The following is a 19189-nucleotide window of genomic DNA, read 5'->3' as shown; positions in this document are numbered from 1 at the left end:
AGGGACCATAATCCCAGCGAGAGCGGCTAATGCACTGCGGAGGGCACCTTCGCCCGGTCCCGGCCTTTCGTCTATCAGGACCTGTGCGACGCCCGAGGTGGACGGAAGGCACGGCCGCTCGGCGGCCGCTGATCGCCACCGCCCGAATCGAACCCCTCACGCCCCGCGCGCACCCCGCTGGAAAGCAACACCCGTCACGAGAGAGCAATCATCATGACCGTCACCGAACCAACCCCCGACACTGCCATCCGCCCCTTCACCGTCGAGATCCCTCAGGTGGACGTCGACGATCTCAAGCGCCGCATCCGGAACACCCGCTTCCCCGAGAAGGAGACCGTCGACGACACCTCCCAGGGAGTCCGGCTGGAGGTGATGCAGGCGCTCGCGACGTACTGGCTCGAGCAGCACGACTGGCGGAACGTCGAGGCCCGGCTGAATGCGCTCCCGCAGTTCGTCACCCGGATCGACGGGGTGGACATCCACTTCATCCATGTGCTGTCGAAGCACGAGGGCGCCCTTCCGATGATCGTCACCCACGGGTGGCCCGGCTCGATCATCGAGCAGCTCAAGATCATCGGGCCGCTGACCGATCCGACCGCGTACGGGGCCGACGCCTCGGATGCGTTCGACCTCGTCATCCCGTCGCTGCCGGGACACGGTTTCTCCGGGAAGCCGGACAAGCCCGGATGGGACCCGATCAGGATCGCGCGCGCCTGGGCCGAGCTCATGCCCCGCCTCGGCTACGACCGCTACGTCGCCCAGGGCGGTGACTGGGGGAACGCCGTCACCGAACAGCTCGCGCTGCTCAGGCCTCCGGGACTCATCGGCATCCACACGAACATGCCCGCGACCGTTCCGGACAGCATCCAGGCCGCGCTCGACGCTCACGAGGAGCCGCCGGCCGACCTGACCGCCGAAGAGCGAGGCGCGTGGGACCAGCTCGCCTTCTTCTACGCGCACGGTCTCGGTTACGCCCAAGAGATGGCCGGCCGACCCCAGACCCTCTACGCTCTCGCGGACTCGCCAGTCGGACTGGCCGCCTGGATGCTCGACCACGACGCGGCAAGCTACGACCTGATCGCGCGGGTCTTCCTGGGCGGGTCGGAAGGGCTCAGCCGCGACGACATCCTGGACAACGTCGACCTCTACTGGTTCACCAACACGGCGGTCTCCTCTGCGCGGCTCTACTGGGAGAGCAAGCTGGCGTTCTTCGCTCCGAAGGGCGTGCAGCTCCCGACCGGTGTCAGCGTCTTCCCGGATGAGATCTATGCCGCGCCGAAGAGCTGGGCGACCGAGGCGTACCCGAATCTGATCCACTTCAACCGCCTCGACCGCGGCACGCACTTCGCCGCCTGGGAGCAGCCCGAGCTGTTCTCGGAGGAGGTCCGCACGACGTTCAGGTCGCTGCGGTGACCATGCCGCTCGAGGCGACCGCTCAGGTGGAGGCCGGCGAACTGACCGTCGGCCTCGCCGAGCGGGGTCCGTCCGACGGTCCGGCGGTGCTGTTGCTGCACGGGTGGCCGTATTCGATCGACAGCTTCAGCGCCTCCGCGAGCATCCTCACCGACAACGGCTTCCGCGTGCTGGTCCCGCACCTGCGCGGGTACGGGACGACACGGTTCCTGTCGGCGGACACCCCACGGAACGGTCAGCCGGCCGCGCTCGCGGCCGACGCCATCGCGCTGCTCGACGCGCTGGAGGTCGCTGATGCGGTCGTCGCCGGCTTCGACTGGGGAGCGCGAACGGCCAACGTGCTCGCCGCGCTATGGCCCGAGCGCTGTCGTGCCCACGTCGCGGTCAGCGGATATCTGCTCAGCAGCCAGGCCGCCAACGCACAGCCGCTGCCTCCCGCGGCCGAGCTGGCCTGGTGGTACCAGTTCTACTTCGCGACCAGCCGAGGGGAGCGGGGATACGACGCGAACCGCACCGACTTCGCCCGACTGATCTGGCGGACCGCATCGCCGAAATGGGAGTTGGGGGAGGAGGAGTTCCAGCGCAGCGCCGCAGCACTACAGAATCCTGACCACGTCCAGATCGTGATCCACAACTACCGCTGGCGTCTGGGTCTCGCGGAGGGCGAATCCCGATTCGACGAGGTCGAACGACGCCTGGCCGAGCGGCCGACGATCGGCGTGCCGACGATCACGCTCGAGGGTGACGCCAACGGCGCCGCCCATCCCGACCCGGCTGCCTATCGGGACCGGTTCACCGGCCCGTACGAGCACCGCACGTTGACCGGCGGAATCGGCCACGACCTCCCGCAGGAGGCGCCCGAGGAGTTCGCGAAGGCCGTCATGGACGCCGAGCGGATGGCCCGAGATGCAGGGAAGGACGCGCACGCGACGGAGGCGCCCCATGTCTCGTGACGCGTGGAACGGACGCTTCCAGTCTGTCGCCCATCGCCACGACGCCACGGTCGATGCGCTTCCCGACGAAGGCCGGCTCGCACCGTTCAACCGGGCCACAGGGTGGCTGAACTCCGAGCCCCTGACGCCGCAGGCGCTGAGCGGCCGGGTGGTCCTGGTGAGCTTCTGGACGTACACCTGCGTCAACTGGCTTCGGACGCTGCCGTACCTCCGTGCGTGGCACGCGAAATACGCGGCCGCGGGGCTGACCATCGTCGGGGTGCACACGCCGGAGTTCGGATTCGAGCACGACCACGCCAACGTCGAGGCGCGCGTGCTGGCTCTGGGCGTGGAGTACCCCGTTGCGTTGGACGACGACTACGGGGTGTGGGGCGACTTCGCCAACAACTACTGGCCGGCCGTCTATCTCGCGGACGCATCCGGCCGCGTCCGCTACCACCACTTCGGCGAGGGCGACTACGAGATGACCGAGATGGCCATCCAGCAGCTGCTGATGGCCGCCGGTGCGCCCGAGCTGGATCTCGGTCTGGTGCAGCCCGAAGCGAAGGGGCTGGAGGTTGCTGCGGACTGGTCCACACTGCGCTCGCCGGAGACGTACCTGGGTTACCGACAGAGCAGCGGCTTCGAATCCGAGAACGCCGACTACTATGACCGCGTCGTCGAGTACGTCATCCACCGCGATCTGCCGCGGAACCGCTGGGACCTGGGCGGTGAGTGGGTGCAGACTCCGGACGCCGCAGTGTCCAGGCAGCCAGGCGGCCGTGTCGCATACGCCTTCCACGCCCGCGACGTGAATCTCGTGATGGGCGGCCGAGCAGATGCCGACCCCATCGGATTGCGAGTGCTCATCAACGGGCAGCCGCCGGGGGAGGCCTGCGGCACGGACGTCGACAGCCGAGGGCACGGCGTGGTCGACCGACAGGACACGTACCAGCTGATTCGAACGCGGGACGCGATCCGCGATCGGCTCTTCGAAATCGAGTTCGACCAGGCGGGGGTCGAGCTGTACTGCTTCACCTTCGGATAACAAGCAACAGTGTGAGGACGGGCCATGACCATCATCGATGAGGCGCTGAGCGCCATCGCAGCGAACGCCGCCGACTACGACGCGCGGAACGGCGCACCCCCGGCGCCGAAGATCGCAATCGTCACCTGCGCAGACCCCCGGCTGAGCGGCATCGTGAGGATGCTCGGCCTGGCCGATGCCGACGTCGACCTGATCAGAAACGTGGGCACCGTGATCGACGACGACTCCGTCCGATCGCTCATCGTCTCCACCCGGCTCCTCGGCACCCAGGAGATCATGATCATCAATCACAACGATTGCGGGATGTCGAAGTTCAACGACCAGGAACTGGAGGCCCGGCTGCGCACCGAGACGGGAGCGACGCCGATCGCACCGGCCCGGTTCTACAGCTTCACCGACGTGGAGCAGAACACCAAGGAGCAGGTCGCGAAGGTGAAGACCCATCCGTGGATCTCCTCCGATATCCCCGTCCGAGGATTCGTCTTCGACGTCAACACCGGTCGGCTCAGCGAAGTCGTCCCGGACTGACGCCGTCGCGGCTGAGGAGGTGCCACAATGCCGAGTCCCGCGATGGACGACCTGCTCGAGTTGCTCCACGATCGCCAGCGAGCTGCAGCCGGCCGACCGGCCGAGACGCTGGCGGAGACACGGGCATCGTTCGCCCCCGCCGGCCCCGTACATCCCATCCCGGACGACGTGCGTGTGACCGAGGTCACGGCAGGCGGAGTGGAGGCACACTGGCTCGACGCTCCGGGAGCCGACGCCGGCCGCGTTCTGGTATTCCTGCACGGCGGTGGCTTCGAATTCGGCTCGCTCGCCAGCGACGGGGAGCTGGCCGCTCGATTGGGACGGGCCGGCCGGATGCGGGTGCTGTTCCCGGAGTACCGGCTGGCACCGGAGCATCCCTTCCCCGCGGCGATCGACGACGTCCTCGCGGTCTGGCGGTGGCTTCGCGATGAGCAGGGAGTGGCCGCCTCCTCGATCGCCGTTGCCGGCGACTCCGCGGGCGGTGGCCTCACCGTCGCCCTGCTCGTCGCCACGCGCGATGCCGGGGGAGAGCTCCCTGCTGCCGCCGTTTTGATGTCTCCGACCGTCGACCTGACCAGCTCCGGGGCGTCGATGACGGAACGTGTCGATCAGGATCCGATCTCGACTCCCGAACTGCTCCGCCAGCTGGCCTCCGACTACCTCGATGGGGCCGACCCGAGAACGCCGCTCGCTTCGCCGCTGTTCGCGTCGCTGGCCGGCTTGCCCCCGATGCTCGTGCAGGTCGGGACAGCCGATCTGCTGTTCAGCGACGCCGACCGCTTGACGAAGGCCGCGGCCGCCGCCGGTGTCGACGTTCGACTGGAGATCGGCGACGGGCTGCCCCATGTGTACCAGCTTATGCTCGGCACCCCGGAGGCAGCCGACGCGACCGAGCGGATCGGACGGTTCTTGCGCGCGAGGGTGCCGCAGAGGTAGCGGATCGCCGGGGAGTCCGGGCCCTCGCTCTGGGGTGTTGGGGACCGTCGTGGTGGACGGTACGTTCGATTCAGTCGAAAACTGAAGGAATCACGATTGTCTGTCTTCCGCGATATCCTCACGTCCTCCAAGATTGTCGCGGTTGCAGCTCTGGCCACGGCGGCGATGGTTGTCGGGCCCGTCTCCAGCGCCGTCGCCGTCGCACCGCAGCAACCCGAAACCTCCCGAATCGCGACCGCAGCCAAGACCAAGGTCGTACCGAAACTGGTCGGCAAGACGGCGTACGACGCGAAGGCCGCGCTCAAGAAGGCGGGACTGGGCTACAGCTACCTGCCGCCTAAAGGAAGTTTTGTCGTCCTCTCGAAGAACTGGACTGTGACGAAGCAATCGCCCAAGCCCAACGCGAAGGTGAAGGCCGGCACCAAGATCAAGCTGACCGTGGTGAAGACCTCGACGCTCTCGAGCAAGTCCCCAAGTACTCCCTCGGCTCCGCCGACTCCAACGCTGACTGCCTCCCAGCAACAAGCGGTGATCGCGGCCACGGGCTACCTGTCCGACAGTCATGGCTTCAGCTACCAGGGGCTCATCGACCAGCTGAGCTCGTCGTACGGCAACGGTTTCTCGGTACAGGACGCCACCTTCGCGGTGAACTCTCTGAATCCTGACTGGAACGCACAGGCTGTGATCGCTGCCAAGGGATACATGTCCGATGGCCAGGGGTTCTCGCACCAATCTCTCGTCGACCAGCTCACCTCTAGCTACGGCAACCAGTTCACACCAGCGCAAGCGGAATACGCCGCGTCTCAGGTGGGACTCTAGGGCCGATGCCACGCCGATTCCGGGAGGACGTTCGTCAAACTCCGGCCTGAGCCACCACCACCGCGAGCTGTGTCCGGTTTCGGATGCCCCACTTGGTCTTGATCGACGTCAGCGCCGATTTGACCGTCGTCTCTGCGACAAAGAAGTTGGCCGCGAGTTCCGCGTCGGAAGCGCCGCTCATGAGCGCCACCGCGAATTCCCGCTCGCGATCGGTGAGCATCGCGAGTCTCTGCTGAGCGGCTCGGCGCACGTCGGCCGTCTGCGAGTTGCGGACCCAGTCAGTCAGCTGCCGCGCCGCGCGCTGCGAGAACGTGACTTCGCCTCTGGCCACCTGCTGCACGGCCTCGATGAAGCGCTGCGGGTCTTCTTCCTTGAGCAGGAATCCGGTCGCACCGGCGGTGATCGCATCCAGGGCGAGACCATCGTCGTCCAGTGCCGTCATCATCAGCACCCTCGGACCGTCGGGCATCGCCGAGAGCGTTGCCGCGACCTGGATGCCGTTCACCCTCTTCATATTGACGTCGCAGAGCACCACGTCGGGCTTCAGGGAGGCGACAGCACCCGGGACCTCGTCTCCGTCCGCGCATCGACCGACGACTACAAGATCCGCGGACGTGGAGAGGATGGTGCTGATGCCGGTGACCACCATCGGATCATCGTCGACGACGAGCACCCGGATCGGATGATTGAGGTCGGTCACTGCGTCAGTTTAGCGACGCGACCAGGGCAGCCATGCGACAACACCGAACGATCCTTCCGCGGTTGGTCCGGCCTGGAACGTGCCGCCCACGAGTGCCGCTCTTTCACTCATCCCGGTGAGGCCGTGACCTCCCGATGACGAAGATCCGGGAGCCTCGGGCATCAGCCAGTTCACGGCTCGTATCGTCAGCCCGGTTTCGGGGCCACCGCGGACTTCGACGAACAGCGTCGCGCCCGGAGCGTGCCGGCGCACGTTGGAGATGGACTCCTGCACCACGCGGTAGCACGCGTGCGCGACCTCGGGATCGCACGACCCCGGATCGGTGACCAGGATCTGTACTCGGACATCCGTTCCTTCGCGGAGGGAGGCGTCGATCAGCTGTCCCAGGTCGTTGAGTCCCGTGCTCGACGCCGAGACGGCGGCGGGATTGCGGAGCACGCGGACCACGTTCCGCAGATCCTCCAGCGACGTCTGCGCGGACTGCCGGACAGCGCGCGCGGCCTCGGCGGCCTGCACGTTCTCGCTGCCGACCGTGAGCTCAAGGGCTCCGGCCTGCAACGAGACCGCACTTAGGCGCGCTGCAAGGGTGTCGTGGATCTCGCGCGCGAGTTCCTGCCGCTCCCGTTCGAGCGACACCTCCTGATGCAGTGCGGCCATGTTCCGTGTGGCGGTGGCGGTTCCGCGCCGGGCCGCGTCTCGTTCCAGCCGCACTCGCCTGGCGATCCCGAACCCGGCGAACGGCGCCACGGCGAACGCTGCCAGAACAGGTACTGACCAGAAGAGGCTGAGCCGCGCCGCGGACCCTGCGATCGGCGAGCCGACGAAGTCGGAGAGGGACGAGGTGGGGGAGGCGATGTCCCAGCAGAAAGCCGCGGCAGTCGCAAGATAGGTGGCCGCGATCATCGCCCAGAGCAGCCAGCCGCGACGTGCCGCCGCAAGCGCCGCCAACGCGATCAGAGAGGGCAGCGGAGTGGTCGGCACCAGAAGCGTGACGCCCGTCGCGAGAGAAGCGACCAGGACAGGCATGCGATGCCGCCAGACGAGGACGACCGAGACCGCGATCATCGGGAACGCACCGAACCCGGCGACAGCACGAATGATCGGTGGGAACGTCGTCCCCGCGGTTCCGTCGTTCCCGGCTACCGCGATCGCGAGCAGCGAGCAGAGCACCGCGAGCGTGATCGACCCGCTGAGCGCCCACGCTCGTCGTGCGCGCGACCGTGCTGGTGCTGCAGGCCCGGGGATCGTCGGGGCATCCCACCCACTAGCGGGCGGTGGGGGAGCGACGGTCATGTGTTGATCGTAGGGCGGTGCGGTTTCACCGACCACGATCTTTCGGTCGGGTGTCGCCCGCGCCAGACCGTCCTTTCGGTCGCCCACACCGGACCGGATCGACGTGGCCCAGCGGGTGGCGCGCCTGGTGTCCTGGATCAAGCCGATCACATCATTCGCGGATCAGCACTCATCAGACCAAGAAGAGGTTCCCATGTCCAACACCCAGCCCGTCGCCGCACCTGAAGGCCTCCACCCCGACGGTGGACCGTCCGCACGAAGGGGCAACGGATTCGGCGTCGCCGCGCTGATCCTCGGCATCTTCTCGCTCGTCTTCGCCTTCGTGCCCTTCATGAGCTACGCGGCGATCTTCGCGGGGGCGATCGCCGTGGTCCTTGCCGTCATCGGCTTGACCAGGAAGTTCCGCGCTCGCGGCACAGCGGTCGCCGGCCTGGTCACCGGGGTGATCGGGCTCGTGCTCGCCATCGTGATGACGACGCTGTACGCCGCCATCTTCTTCGGGATCTCCAAGACCGTCAACGACACGAACAAGGCGGCGGCAACCTCCCACACCGTCGTGTACAGCGTCACCGGTGCAGCGCAGGATGCCAACGTGACCTACTCGACATTCACCAGCGGCACCTCGGGAACCGAGCAGTCCAGCAGCACCCCGTTGCCGTTCACCAAGACCATCACCGTCAAGGGATCGAAGGACAGCCTCTCCTTCAACTCGTTCGACCTGACCGCGATGAACGGCGCCGACGACACCGGCACGATCTCCTGCACGGTCACGGTCGACGGCAAGGCGATCGCGAGCCAGACCAGCTCGGGGAGCTTCGCCGCGGTGACCTGCAGCGGGACCAACTAGGCGACCGGGCAACGGCCGCCCACGCGCCCGCGGGGAGCTCGGCCGCCAGAAGATCGCGCGTACTGCATCCGGTCGAGGATCGCAGACCCTCCACTACCCGAAGACGGAGGACCACGACGTGACGTGGGCGGGACGGGAGGTGAAGCTCATGGCAACATCCAAATCCGATGCATCCACGGCCGGCAAGATTCTGTCGAATCCGAAGTCGACCCCTGCCGAGAAGAGCGTCGCAGCGAGTGACCTGGCTCAGAAGAAGCCCGACAAGAAGAAGTGACCCTGCAGCGATCCGGCGTCGACCCGCCGGATCGCTGCCAATTTTGTCCAATGGCAGCTCGCACTAATCAAACTGAGGGCAATAGACCGATTTGCTCAGCCGGTCGAGGACTTCGATGTCGTCGCGGGCGCTCCCACCCTCGGCTGAGGCATCGATCAGCTCCTGAGACGTGCTACCCGCCTTGAGTGCGTCACACCACTTATGTCCTGCTTCAACCAATTGATCGTCTGTGCCCGGAAGATCGTGGGCGGCAGCAGCACGCACTAGGGAGACGAACATCTTGTCCTTTTCGGCTCCGGTTAGAGGACGGTCACCGGCCCCAGTGTTTGCCGCGCACCCGGAAAGGATGGTGAGGCAGACAAAGGCCAGCATTCCAGTCTGAATTACTCGCACGAGGATCGAGACTAACGAGCAGGACGCACTCGTCGCGTCGCCCAGAACGAGGGTCGTAGCCGCGGGCTCGCGCGCTCCTTCCGCGACTTCCGCGTGCACGCGGGTGAGTGGCGTGGCGAGTCTTCCTTGTATCGGGTGCCGATCGGTCCGCGGCTAGCGTGTAGGCAAGTGGCGAGTTTGAACCGGTGATGGATTCGAGATAGCGGGGCGATCGTCGCCCGTTTTGGGGGCGCAAGGACCACGTCATTTGACGCCGAGTCCAGTGAGTCGACCACTAGCGTGAACAGTACATTCCACCCCGTCCGCAAGCGGGATGCCCCAGCCCAGGAGTTTGATCGATGACCGATGCCACGCCCCCTAGCGAGCCAACCAACACTGCATCGACGGTGACGCCAGGCGCGCCCGACGGTGAGGCCAAGCCGGACAAGAAGCGCAAGGCCACCCTGGCGACCTGGGCTCTGGTGCTCGGAATTCTTGGCATCCTCTTCGCCTTCATCCCGGGTACGGGCGGCTTCGCAATCTTCCTCGCCGTCGTCGCCTTGGTTCTCGCGGGAATCGGACTGAGCCGCAAGCAGGGGCGACGCGCGCTGACGGGCGTAATCCTCGGCGCGGTTGCGCTCGTCCTCGGCATCATCTTCTCGAGTGTGTATGGCGGCCCTGCCAAAGTAGCGCCGGCGCCGGCTGCCCTTTCGACGGACATCTCGTCCCCGAGCCCATCCACGTCTCCGTCTGCCTCCGCGACCACCCCGACGGCTCAGGCTTCCGCCACGCAGCCGGCGGCTCCGACCGGAACCGTCGCCCAACTGCAGGCGCTCGCAGCGGCCCAGGGATACCTCGCCTCAGGCATGGGCTTCTCGCAGGCCTCGCTTGCTGCCCAGCTGACATCGAGCGCCGGAAACGGATTTGCGCAAGCCGATGCTCAGTGGGCGGTCGACAACTCCGGAGCGGACTGGAACGCCCAGGCGCTGGAAGCGGCGCAGGGCTACTTGACCGCCGGGGTGGGGTTCTCGCAGGCCTCGCTCACCGCGCAACTCACATCGAGCGCTGGGAACCAGTTCACAGCGGACCAGGCGGCGTACGCCGTCGGTAACGCCGGCGCGGACTGGAATGCGCAAGCGGCCAAAGCAGCGAAGGGCTACATGGACTCGGGTATGGGTTTCTCCCGCCAGGCTCTCATCGATCAGCTGACTAGCACCGCAGGAAACCAGTTCACCGAGGCGCAGGCTGAGTACGGTGCCGACCAGGTGGGCTTGAAGTAACTCGAGCGTCGGTGGATGTCGCCTGACTTAGACGAGGGCAGCGCCGCGAGCGGTGGTCACGATTAGGGCAGATATTCCTTCGCCCTGGAATGTACGGGGCCATCGCGTTCTCGAGATCCAGTCGGGAACAGAGCCCTGCTCCCCGCGTTCGAACGTTCGAGTCGGGTCAGGTCGTCTCGCCTCGGACCGTACCAGAGAAGTAGGGCCGGAGGTATTGCCGCAACTCGGGATCGCACACATAGACATACGTACCTCGTATGCCGCGCGTGAGAAGGACCCCATAGATGTTCGTCACATACTCGAGGATGTCGGCGTCGGTGTATTCGATACCGCGACGCCTGTTGTTCTCCATGCCCTTCGTGTCGAAGTAGTTGGAGCGATCGAACCAGAGGCGACGCTCAGCCGAGTCAAAGCGAAGGTCAGGCCCGATGATTACCCCGGCGTAGTTGAGGTCGTACCCCTGGATGGTGTGGATTGAACCAACCTCCGACAGCGACCTGGGCGATGAAACCCAGTCGGTCTGCGTGCCGTTCCAGCGCAAGCGGATACCGTCGAGCTCTATGTCGTACGCGTCGCGATCCTTCTTGCTCACCCACTTCCAGGCGTAGCCGGCCACCAGGCGGGCGAGGCCCGTCTCCGCATCTCGGCGTTCGATCTCCTGACGCATCGCCCCGAGGTCGTCGAAGAACCGCAAGTCGTATCCGGGAAAGACCCTCGCCGTCATGCCCTCGCGGCGAAGGACACTGCGCACATACGGGGTGTAGTCGTTACCGGCCTGCACGCGCAGCTGGGACCGCAGCGGGAAGTAGCGTTTCGCGGACTTCGCGCTCTCGACGATGCCGCGGACAAGAGCTGAGGGTAGGTCGGCCGGACGCACGCTTTGAGCGGGGTCGACGAGAAGGATCTGATGAGTGCTTCTGGCACGCACCCAATCGAGCTGTGTGCGTTCGTCGTCGTCCACTCCGAACAAAGCTTCGTTGATAGTGCCGAAGGCGGCGTTCAATGGGCCGGCTGGTTGGTTGGCGCGATGGTTCAGCCGGTGCGTTTCGTCGACGACAAGGAGGTCGAAGTGGTCGCTCGACCTTCCCACTTCGAACGGTGTGAGAACCGACACATGCTTGAGGCCCGGCGTGCGCGCAAAGACCTTCTGCAGGGTGGCGCGGAGCGATTGCTGAGGGACGATGAGCCCGATCCGGAAATCGCTCAGCAATTCAGCGTTCCCCGGGACGAAGAACTCGGCGAACACCGTCTCCACGTCGGGGTCATCTTGCCAGGATGCGGTAGCGATGTCCCGTAGGAGCTTGATCAGGTAGACCGCGACGACCGTCTTGCCCGTGCCGGGGTCGCCCTGGACGACGACCGGCTCGGATGACCCGATCCGGATGTCTTCGAAGAGCGCTTCGAGGACACTCTCGACAGTGACGGCCTGGTCGACCGAGAGCGCTTTGAACGGCGAGAATTTGAAGAGGTCACTGTTGATGATCTCAGGCACGCTGCGCTCGAAAAGTCCACGCTCGCGGAGCTCGCCAAAGATCTGGTCGAAGTATGCCTGGTAACGCTCGCGATCGTAGTACGCCGCATCGCGAACACCGGGGAGGGCGTTGGCCACTTCGTACCGACCATCACCCGCGAACATCCGGATGAGGTACGACTCAAGGTCGAGGCAAGCCGACTTGTTGAACTCGTCGTGCATGACGACGCGAACGGAAGTGAGCGCATCCTTGCGGCGGTCGCCGCCATGCTGTCGCATCCGAGAGACCAGGCTGAGCGTTTCACCCACATAAACCTGCTGAGGCCCGTCCATGACATAGACCACCGGCCAGTTCTTGAGACGCGGGTCCACGACTTCGTCGAGAGCGCTGCCCGAACGGTCGAAGGGGACTATGTCAAAGCCGGTCATACTTGGTGCTCCGGCCGCGCGACTTATCCACCGGGTACTTGGCTTGGGTTCTGGCGAGTTTGTCGAGGACGATGCGGTCGGGATCCTCTCCGAGCGTGTCTGCGAGCAGCAAGCAATAGGTGAGGACGTCGGCGAGTTCCTCACGCACGCGCTCAGGGTCACCGTCGGCCCTCCACTGGAAGCACTCCAGAAGTTCACCAGCCTCAATGGACACGCTCTTCGCGAGGTTCTCGGGGGAGTGGAACTGAGCCCAATCCCGTTCCGCCACAAAGGCGCGCAGCGCTTCCAGTACAGACTCGTTCGTCACAGGGACACGCTAGCAAGGCTCCGCGCTATTGGCGGGCGCGGTCAGTGGGCCCCGAAAGTAGGCCGCAGTCGCGCTCGGTCGACAAAGTGCGTACCAGTTGAATATACGGAAATACTGCACTCATGAAACGGCGGCCCATCGGCCATTTCAGCCGACGCCGAGTGCCAGTTCTACCTGTTGCAATCCGATCTCGTGTGCGAGGGCGAAATCTGAAGTGAACTTCACCCTTGTGACGCCATTGGGTAGCGGTTCGTCTATGCGAGGGCGAGGGATGTCTTTCGCCCCATAGAAGCGCACACTTGCGAGCGCCTGGGCGATATCAAATCGGCGGTGCAGCACCTCATCCAATCCTGCTCCGCAGCTCTTCGCCAGCACGTTCCAGAGCTTCAGCCGCGCGTGATCGGTGCCAATCCGATCGGACAATTCTCGAACGACATCGCCGATGGGTTCACCAGACTCTGCGATGTCCACTTGCACAGAGGCGAAGTATCGCTCAACAGTGCCGGGTTTGCTAACTTGTTCCAACGACACTGGGTGCTGGCGGGTTGACCCGCGTGTGGTCTTCACCTCGACCGAACCGCGAGTGAAGACAAAATCTAGGGTGTCGTCTGGATCCGCATGCCAGGCACCCAACCACTCGTCGGGTCGCGTCGCCTTGCACATGACAACAAGTTCGCCGGCGAGGCCTACGACGTCAGTGTCGACTCGTTGCGCCAAACGCCAAAATAGGCCAGCCCAGCGCGCGATCTGAAAAGACAGTTCGTGTTCCCTCGGCCGGATCGCAAGAGATTTTGCTAAAGAACTGCAGACAGTCGCAAAGATGTCAGCAACACTGTTTTCAGAGCTTGAACAGCGCAGGGACGAAACTCTTAGCGACCGTTCTTGTCCGTTCTCGCTTAGTAACGAGAATGTGCCGAAGTCGGCGGACAGCGCAGCCAAGCGCACTGGCGGCGGGAGTATTGCGCTGGGCTCTGTTACAACGATAAGGGCAAGCTCGTCGGCCGAAGACCACCCTAAGTACAGGTCGTCCCGTGCGCGGCTGAGAGGAATAACTACATATCCGTCGACGGGAACAGCGTCGTTTAGTGCGCGATCCTGCAGCATTTTGAATGCGTCGAGGATCTCGACCTGCCCTGGGATTTGCTCGTTCATTCTTCGAGTAACCAGCCGCCCGCGAGTTCGACGGGCGTCCAGAATGATGTCGTTACCATCCCGGTGGAGGGAGGTTGGTCCGTGCTCTCTCGAATCCGGAAGCGATGAACCTGAACGGTGAGCCGCGCAGGATCAAACAGAGCTCGGTCTCCTGGGTAAGTCGCTGATCGGCCCTGGAACGGCTCGATGCGCGAACCAGCTCTCACAGTACGAACGCTATCGAGACCCGGCCGCATCCGAATCAATCGAACAACCTCGGCAGGTTGTTCGTCCGCGAGTCGCGCTAAATGCAACTTCAGCGCTCGGAGTTCGATCGGCACTGGCTCGATCTGCGGCACAATTTCGACAATCTCGAGGAGTCGAGGCAGTGGCACCAGAGTGTGAGTATGTCCGTACTCGTCGACCGAGCTGCCGAGTCCGGCAAGTGCCGCAGACAACTCTAGTTCGGTCGTCTCTGAGTCGTCCGGCCCAGTCGGAACCCGTGGATCGTATATCCAACGATCATTTACGGCCACAGCAACGGTCGGCAGCGAAGTAACTGACTGCCGCGTAGCCCGCATCGACGGATCAAGATAGAACTGCCTCTCCCATTCCTTCAAAGAGGTAGTCCCACTCTGAATAGCCCTCAAGCTGTTCAGCATGTATCTCTCGTGTTCGACGTACATCTCGAAAGCGTCACGAAGATCCGGCTCGAGGTAGACGCGACACTGTCCGAAGTACTTTCGTTTGTAGCCGAAAAAGCGGGCGCGCTGCTGAATAGTATCGGCTGTCCATCCACCGGGATCGCGAGGCATGTAAGTGACGGAGAGACCGTCAAGGGTGAATCCGCGGTCAAGTGCTTGGCCGCCCACAAGCACGTAGGCCTTGGATGTGTCCCACTCGATCACAGGAGTAGAACTGTCGCGCGAATTCATCTCGATGAGTTGGAGATTTCGCAGCACGAACCGCACGTTCAACCAGCACGCTTCAAAGCCGCTGATTGATCCGTCCGTGGCGGCAAGGGACTGCCAAGAGCGATGAAACTCCGATTGTAGAGCCCCGCAGTCTGACTCTTCCCCGTCCTCGATGGTGTCCTTCCAATGCTGGACAATCGCTCGGATCCATCGCACAAAAGTCGCGTGCGGAGTTGTGAGCCGTGAAGGATGAACGAGCATTGAACGGGTTTGGAGTTGCCCGCTCGCCACTACATGGGCCGCACCTAGCGTAAATTCTCGCAGCGCTGCAACAAGGCTCCGAGGAGGCGGCCCGTTCGGGTCGCCCGCTAGGATCAGGTCGTTATCCCCGATCACATGAACGATTTCAGACGGATGCCCGAAGTAGTCCGGCCCGCCGACGTAGTCAGTCCCTGGCTCAAGCACCCGCACGAAATCCGGAGCGAGAGTGTCCGTGATTGCGAGCAGCAGTGGAGCTTGAGGCGTGGCCGTGTATTGCAGATACGCATGGTTCGGAAACAGGTTTCGCAGTTCAAGGATCTGGCGATATGTCGTGGATTCGCGGTTTCGTCGAAACGAGACATTTAGGCTGGCTTGGTCGGCCTCGTCGTCAATGATCAAAACCCGATGTCGTGACCAGTCCATTCGTGAGCACAAGTCCTGAAAAGCCTCGATGCGGCTCCAGTTCTTTAGCAGTAGGCAGACAGCTGTTTTCAACAATTGGGGTGGTGTCGTTGGATCTCCCCAGTTGTCGCAGATCGAACGAAGCGTCGACTCGTCTTGTGGCTCAACAGAAGGGTTGACCAGAAAACTCCAACCGTTCTCGTCCGCCTCGGTCAAATCTTGCTTCAAGCGACGCACGCCCTGGTTCAGCAGAGGATTCGATATGCCAGAGACGACGACTACGAGAGCAAATCCGCTGTCACGCGCGAGGGCAATCACGCTCTCGTACGAGAGGGTCTTGCCCGATTGAACCCGGCCGACGACGAGGCCGGTTCTGGCGCTCGGCGACCCGATTGTGACGCCCGCTTCTTTCAGAATCGTGGTGGCGTCAGAGTGTAAGGATGCACGGGAAGCCTCGGGTGCGACACGCTCTAGGAAACCCGTAAAGGCATTGCCTATGACGATGCCATCGCGCTCCGAGGTCTCACCAATGGCTCGGATGGTTTGCTCCGTCATATTGCGCTCCCAATTCTCGTCGAAAGCGCTCGCGACAGTACAGTGTCCACGTTGCGCATCATCGTGCCAGCAAACTCGAGGCCGGCATCTCGGGTAAGGCTCTCGGAAACGACCAAGGCAACGGCGATCCTCAGAACCGCTTCGAAGGAATCACGGTCACCTAAGGCGAACTGTTGGATGAAGGGGTGCCTAGCGTTCAGCGCGAGCTCGATGCGAATTGGACCGCCGCCGTCTTTCTCGATGTGTCGGGTGAGCCACCGATGTGATTGCGAGTCTTGGACTGATCGGACAGTGACTTCCCAGTTCTGGCCGTTCAACTCAAATTCAACGAAGCGCTCGACAGCGGCAGACGACTCAACTTCCTCGTCATAAAGGACGTCGCCCTCTGAATTTGCATCGCTCTCAGTGGCGGCTCCCGTGACGTCGTCTTCACTTGTCACGGCTGCGAGAACAGTCGGGAGGCTGCGCGCGACAGAACGAGCAGTGCTTTCGGTGGCGTCCACTATCAGCTTGGCCTGTTGACGAGTTACTGCACGGGACCGGTAGTTCTCTGCTTGCTTGAGGAGGGGCAACGGCTCGCTGTCTAGCTGCTGTCGCAGCAGTTCAAGGAGTTCTTCCTCGTGATCACCCCATTGGAAACCGTCCTTGGTGTGGCTTACGGGGAGTCCCTCGACCTGCAGTTCTCCGAAGAGTCTCTGCGAGCGGTACGAATTGCCGCGCCCATAAATAGCTGCCGGGCGGTACGGAACGTCTCCAGAACCGAGAATTACACGTCCACGTCGAAATAAGGCGAACCCGGCTTCTCGGGTCGAGCCTTCCTCTCTGAGGGCGGCGAAGCCCATGACCCTGACACCGTCCGGCAGTGTGATCGAGACGTCCTTCTTCCACAGGACGACCTCCGCGGGCTCTCCGTTGATCTTGCCGTCTTCCGCGCGGGCGTCGGTGGCTAGCAGAATCGCTGGTTCCGTGTATGACATCCGTTCACCTGAGACGACGAGTCGTAAGTCGCCAGTCCGCAGGAAATTGCGATAAATGTCCCGCATGTGGTCGCGGATCTTCCCCAGAGTCCGCCCTCTGGGCACTTGATTGAGGTCCCAAAGCGTAATCCGCGTGAAATGCGCAGCGGCACTCACCGGCTCCGTTGTAACCATCAACTCTGAAGTTTGGCCCTCTAAGACAGCCGTCATGTCGAACGCGACCGTGTAAACGTTGGTGTCCCCGACACTTGTGGTCTCGACTGACCATCGCCGCGCGAACCAGATCGATGCGCTCTTCATGCCCATCCCGAACTCGGAGAGTCCGCTACGGTCGGGAGGTACGTCAGCTGCTCTGAACGCGCGCGCGAAATCTTGCCTTCGAATGCCGCCAGCGTTGTCCTCGATGGAGATTCGCCCAGGGCCGTCAGTGTCTATGTCGATGCTGACGGCTAAATGATAATCGGGTTCCACCGACCCAATGGCTTCGGCCTCGTCGTGAGCACTTTGGATGGCATTGTCCACGTATTCCGCAAGCGCGTACCAGGGCTCGTAGTTGAGGTGGCTGAGCACGCCAAGGATAGACACTCCTGGCGTGATGTCGACCGAGCCCGCGTAGTCGCTCAACTAGCCAACCTTGTCTGGCTCTCAGAGGAATGGAGCGTGAATGCTCTGCGCCGAAGCATCGGCGAAAGGAGTGGCCCCGCGATGTTTCGCACGACGGTCGCGTTGACCGCATTTCCGAGTGCCTTATAAGCGCCCCCTCGCCTCTCGGGAAGCTTGATCGAGTCGAGGCTTTGTAAGCGGGCGCACTCGCGAGGGGTCATGTAGCGGCGCTCCCAACCAATGATGGGCACCTGTGTGTCAGTCATCGCGATCAAGCTTGGCGCTGTGGTCGGCCGTTTGACTCGCACGCCGGACGCACGAATCTGAATCACGAAATTCCAGATGGACCGAGCCTCGCCTTGAGCGTTCCACTCGAACTTTTGAAGGCTCGAAGGCATCGAGTCAAGTCGCGATCGCTCGAGCCACGGATCAATCCAGATTCGATTAGCTGCGTAAAACTCTCGGTTGCTTCGAATGAAGTCGATTTTCCACTTGGGAAACTTGAACTGCTTCCGACGCGCGTGGCTCGGAAGTGCGGCCAATTGCGCTTCTTTCGAGAGGCCGCCGAGAGATTCGCCGAAGGAGCCCAGGTACTCGTCCATTCCAGCGGAACCCAGTTCCTCAAGCAGGGCGGACGGTGTCTCCTCCGAATACGGGTAAGTCGCGCCGAATTCCATCGCCCATATGGGAAACGAGGGGAGCTTCAGGGTCGATGGTGCAGAGCGTAGGAAGTCATCCCAGATCTCGAGGGCCCGAATTGACCCGGAAGAGAGCGGGCGCGCGTCCACGGGGTTGCTATCGAGGATCGAGCGAATGTCGGTGTGCGAACGTGGAGGAGTAGGCCAATTGAACTTGTGAAGCCCCGCCTTTGAACCGATGATGTAGACCCGATCCCGTATTTGAGGCACGCCAAAATCGTGTGGGGAGTATCGATGGGCATCCACGTCGTATCCCAGTTCGCGAAGTGTGCCGAGTATGACCTTGAAGGTCTCACCACCCTTGTGACGAAGCAGGTTGGGAACGTTCTCCAGGATGAAGTACGCGGGAAGCTTCGCCGCGATAATTTCGGCGACTTTGAAGAATAGTTGTCCTTGCAGAGTGTGTTCGAAACCAAGCTGCTCGCCGGCTTTCGAGAACGGTTGACAAGGGAACCCTGCAGTGAGCACGTCGTGATCCGGCACGGAGTGTGCGGGAACCGCGGCGATGTCACCCGCGGGTCGGATGCCGAAGTTGGAATGGTAGAGCGAGTTGAGTTGAGGTTCCCACTCGGCAGCGAATACTGCCGTCCCGCCCAGCCGCTCTAGCGCGACATGAAAACCGCCAAGACCAGCAAACAGGTCCACGAATGTGAATGGTCCAGCGGGGATTTCAGGCTCAGCCACGGGGGCGACCAACTCATCGACGTTCTGCAACACCCTCTTATCATGGCGGAATACCACCGTCATTCTTGGAGACGCGCTGGCACCAATGGTGGGGTGTCGCCGGAAGCGGCACTTACAGAACAATTGCGTGGGCAAGTTTCAAACGAGAGAGCGAATTTGCAACTTTGCTGGCGACCAGGAAGGTCAGCGAGATTGTCCGCGCGGTGGAAGACCGCGATATGCGCATTGCCCGACAACACCTTTGGAACCGCAGGTTCAGAGAATGTTGTCGATGGCTTCGGAACGCTTTGGCTCGCGAAGGGCTCCGCACATCGA

18 protein-coding genes are annotated in these 19189 nt (G+C 63.1%); 9 read left to right on the top strand and 9 right to left on the bottom strand.

Annotated features, from left to right (window positions below):
• Positions 1–213: 213 nt before the first annotated feature.
• From ACFRFH_RS00420 to ACFRFH_RS00395, 6 genes are all read left to right on the top strand, one after another.
• Entirely contained in the window at positions 214–1413 is a 1200-nt protein-coding gene (locus ACFRFH_RS00420; RefSeq protein ID WP_382461063.1) for an epoxide hydrolase family protein, read from the top strand.
• Positions 1414–1415: 2 nt separating this feature from the next.
• Positions 1416–2366 (top strand): alpha/beta fold hydrolase, encoded by a 951-nt coding sequence (locus tag ACFRFH_RS00415; protein WP_382462707.1) that lies wholly within the window; start codon positions 1416–1418, stop codon positions 2364–2366.
• A complete protein-coding gene (locus ACFRFH_RS00410; RefSeq protein ID WP_382461062.1) occupies positions 2356–3393 on the top strand; it encodes a redoxin domain-containing protein in 1038 nt (345 codons plus the stop codon). Before ACFRFH_RS00415 ends, ACFRFH_RS00410 begins: the two co-directional genes overlap by 11 nt.
• A 24-nt stretch (positions 3394–3417) precedes the next feature.
• Positions 3418–3921, top strand: a complete 504-nt coding sequence (locus tag ACFRFH_RS00405) for a beta-class carbonic anhydrase (protein WP_382461061.1) — start codon at positions 3418–3420, stop codon at positions 3919–3921.
• Positions 3922–3963: 42 nt separating this feature from the next.
• Complete coding sequence (locus tag ACFRFH_RS00400; RefSeq protein ID WP_382461060.1) at positions 3964–4857, top strand: alpha/beta hydrolase; 894 nt, start codon at positions 3964–3966, stop codon at positions 4855–4857.
• Positions 4858–4953: 96 nt separating this feature from the next.
• A complete protein-coding gene (locus ACFRFH_RS00395) occupies positions 4954–5676 on the top strand; it encodes an Ltp family lipoprotein (protein WP_382461059.1) in 723 nt (240 codons plus the stop codon).
• A 34-nt stretch (positions 5677–5710) separates the two neighbouring features.
• Here the strand turns inward: ACFRFH_RS00395 and ACFRFH_RS00390 are convergent, their stop codons facing one another.
• Together ACFRFH_RS00390 and ACFRFH_RS00385 are read right to left on the bottom strand one after the other, a co-directional pair.
• Positions 5711–6376, bottom strand: a complete 666-nt coding sequence (locus ACFRFH_RS00390; protein WP_382461058.1) for a response regulator — start codon at positions 6374–6376, stop codon at positions 5711–5713.
• Positions 6377–6385: 9 nt separating this feature from the next.
• Entirely contained in the window at positions 6386–7669 is a 1284-nt protein-coding gene (locus ACFRFH_RS00385) for a sensor histidine kinase (RefSeq protein ID WP_382461057.1), read from the bottom strand.
• 193 nt (positions 7670–7862) lie between these two features.
• On the opposite strand from ACFRFH_RS00385, the gene ACFRFH_RS00380 reads away from it, so the two are divergent.
• Together ACFRFH_RS00380 and ACFRFH_RS00375 are read left to right on the top strand one after the other, a co-directional pair.
• Entirely contained in the window at positions 7863–8516 is a 654-nt protein-coding gene (locus ACFRFH_RS00380; RefSeq protein WP_382461056.1) for a DUF4190 domain-containing protein, read from the top strand.
• A 148-nt stretch (positions 8517–8664) separates the two neighbouring features.
• Positions 8665–8790 (top strand): hypothetical protein, encoded by a 126-nt coding sequence (locus tag ACFRFH_RS00375; protein ID WP_382461055.1) that lies wholly within the window; start codon positions 8665–8667, stop codon positions 8788–8790.
• Positions 8791–8853: 63 nt separating this feature from the next.
• Here the strand turns inward: ACFRFH_RS00375 and ACFRFH_RS00370 are convergent, their stop codons facing one another.
• Positions 8854–9162, bottom strand: coding sequence for a DUF732 domain-containing protein (locus tag ACFRFH_RS00370; RefSeq protein ID WP_382461054.1), 309 nt, complete (start codon positions 9160–9162; stop codon positions 8854–8856).
• Between the two features lie 359 nt (positions 9163–9521).
• On the opposite strand from ACFRFH_RS00370, the gene ACFRFH_RS00365 reads away from it, so the two are divergent.
• Positions 9522–10442, top strand: a complete 921-nt coding sequence (locus ACFRFH_RS00365; protein WP_382461053.1) for an Ltp family lipoprotein — start codon at positions 9522–9524, stop codon at positions 10440–10442.
• A 166-nt stretch (positions 10443–10608) separates the two neighbouring features.
• Here ACFRFH_RS00365 and ACFRFH_RS00360 read toward each other — a convergent pair whose 3' ends face one another.
• The 6 genes from ACFRFH_RS00360 to ACFRFH_RS00335 form a co-directional block, all read right to left on the bottom strand.
• A complete protein-coding gene (locus ACFRFH_RS00360) occupies positions 10609–12342 on the bottom strand; it encodes a DNA/RNA helicase domain-containing protein (protein WP_382461052.1) in 1734 nt (577 codons plus the stop codon).
• Positions 12329–12649, bottom strand: coding sequence for a nucleotide pyrophosphohydrolase (locus ACFRFH_RS00355; protein ID WP_382461051.1), 321 nt, complete (start codon positions 12647–12649; stop codon positions 12329–12331). The genes ACFRFH_RS00360 and ACFRFH_RS00355 overlap by 14 nt, the downstream gene beginning before the upstream one ends.
• A 147-nt stretch (positions 12650–12796) precedes the next feature.
• A complete protein-coding gene (locus tag ACFRFH_RS00350) occupies positions 12797–13801 on the bottom strand; it encodes a PD-(D/E)XK motif protein (protein ID WP_382461050.1) in 1005 nt (334 codons plus the stop codon).
• Positions 13798–15912: a Z1 domain-containing protein gene (locus ACFRFH_RS00345; protein ID WP_382461049.1), complete on the bottom strand. Its 2115-nt coding sequence runs from the start codon at positions 15910–15912 to the stop codon at positions 13798–13800. The genes ACFRFH_RS00350 and ACFRFH_RS00345 overlap by 4 nt, the downstream gene beginning before the upstream one ends.
• On the bottom strand, positions 15909–17513 hold the full coding sequence (locus ACFRFH_RS00340) for an ATP-binding protein (RefSeq protein WP_382461048.1): 1605 nt from the start codon (positions 17511–17513) through the stop codon (positions 15909–15911). Before ACFRFH_RS00340 ends, ACFRFH_RS00345 begins: the two co-directional genes overlap by 4 nt.
• Positions 17510–18907 carry a DNA cytosine methyltransferase gene (locus ACFRFH_RS00335; RefSeq protein ID WP_382461047.1) on the bottom strand — a complete coding sequence of 466 codons (1398 nt, stop codon included), beginning with the start codon at positions 18905–18907 and terminating at the stop codon, positions 17510–17512. Before ACFRFH_RS00335 ends, ACFRFH_RS00340 begins: the two co-directional genes overlap by 4 nt.
• Positions 18908–19189: the final 282 nt, after the last annotated feature.

Source organism: Leifsonia sp. NPDC056824, from assembly GCF_042789575.1.
Classification (GTDB): Bacteria; Actinomycetota; Actinomycetes; order Actinomycetales; family Microbacteriaceae; genus Leifsonia.
The sequence above is the reverse complement of the archived record's forward strand: the minus strand, read 5'-3'. Positions and strand labels throughout refer to the sequence as shown.

Bases quoted from the DNA above. Each gene is read 5' to 3' on its own strand.
- ACFRFH_RS00350 (WP_382461050.1), bottom strand. From the start codon at position 13,801: ATGAACGAGCAAATCCCAGGGCAGGTCGAGATCCTCGACGCATTCAAA.
- ACFRFH_RS00360 (WP_382461052.1), bottom strand. From the start codon at position 12,342: ATGACCGGCTTTGACATAGTCCCCTTCGACCGTTCGGGCAGCGCTCTC.
- ACFRFH_RS00375 (WP_382461055.1), top strand. From the start codon at position 8,665: ATGGCAACATCCAAATCCGATGCATCCACGGCCGGCAAGATTCTGTCG.
- ACFRFH_RS00365 (WP_382461053.1), top strand. From the start codon at position 9,522: ATGACCGATGCCACGCCCCCTAGCGAGCCAACCAACACTGCATCGACG.
- ACFRFH_RS00415 (WP_382462707.1), top strand. From the start codon at position 1,416: ATGCCGCTCGAGGCGACCGCTCAGGTGGAGGCCGGCGAACTGACCGTC.
- ACFRFH_RS00370 (WP_382461054.1), bottom strand. From the start codon at position 9,162: ATGCTGGCCTTTGTCTGCCTCACCATCCTTTCCGGGTGCGCGGCAAAC.
- ACFRFH_RS00420 (WP_382461063.1), top strand. From the start codon at position 214: ATGACCGTCACCGAACCAACCCCCGACACTGCCATCCGCCCCTTCACC.
- ACFRFH_RS00380 (WP_382461056.1), top strand. From the start codon at position 7,863: ATGTCCAACACCCAGCCCGTCGCCGCACCTGAAGGCCTCCACCCCGAC.
- ACFRFH_RS00400 (WP_382461060.1), top strand. From the start codon at position 3,964: ATGGACGACCTGCTCGAGTTGCTCCACGATCGCCAGCGAGCTGCAGCC.
- ACFRFH_RS00410 (WP_382461062.1), top strand. From the start codon at position 2,356: ATGTCTCGTGACGCGTGGAACGGACGCTTCCAGTCTGTCGCCCATCGC.
- ACFRFH_RS00405 (WP_382461061.1), top strand. From the start codon at position 3,418: ATGACCATCATCGATGAGGCGCTGAGCGCCATCGCAGCGAACGCCGCC.
- ACFRFH_RS00345 (WP_382461049.1), bottom strand. From the start codon at position 15,912: ATGACGGAGCAAACCATCCGAGCCATTGGTGAGACCTCGGAGCGCGAT.
- ACFRFH_RS00385 (WP_382461057.1), bottom strand. From the start codon at position 7,669: ATGACCGTCGCTCCCCCACCGCCCGCTAGTGGGTGGGATGCCCCGACG.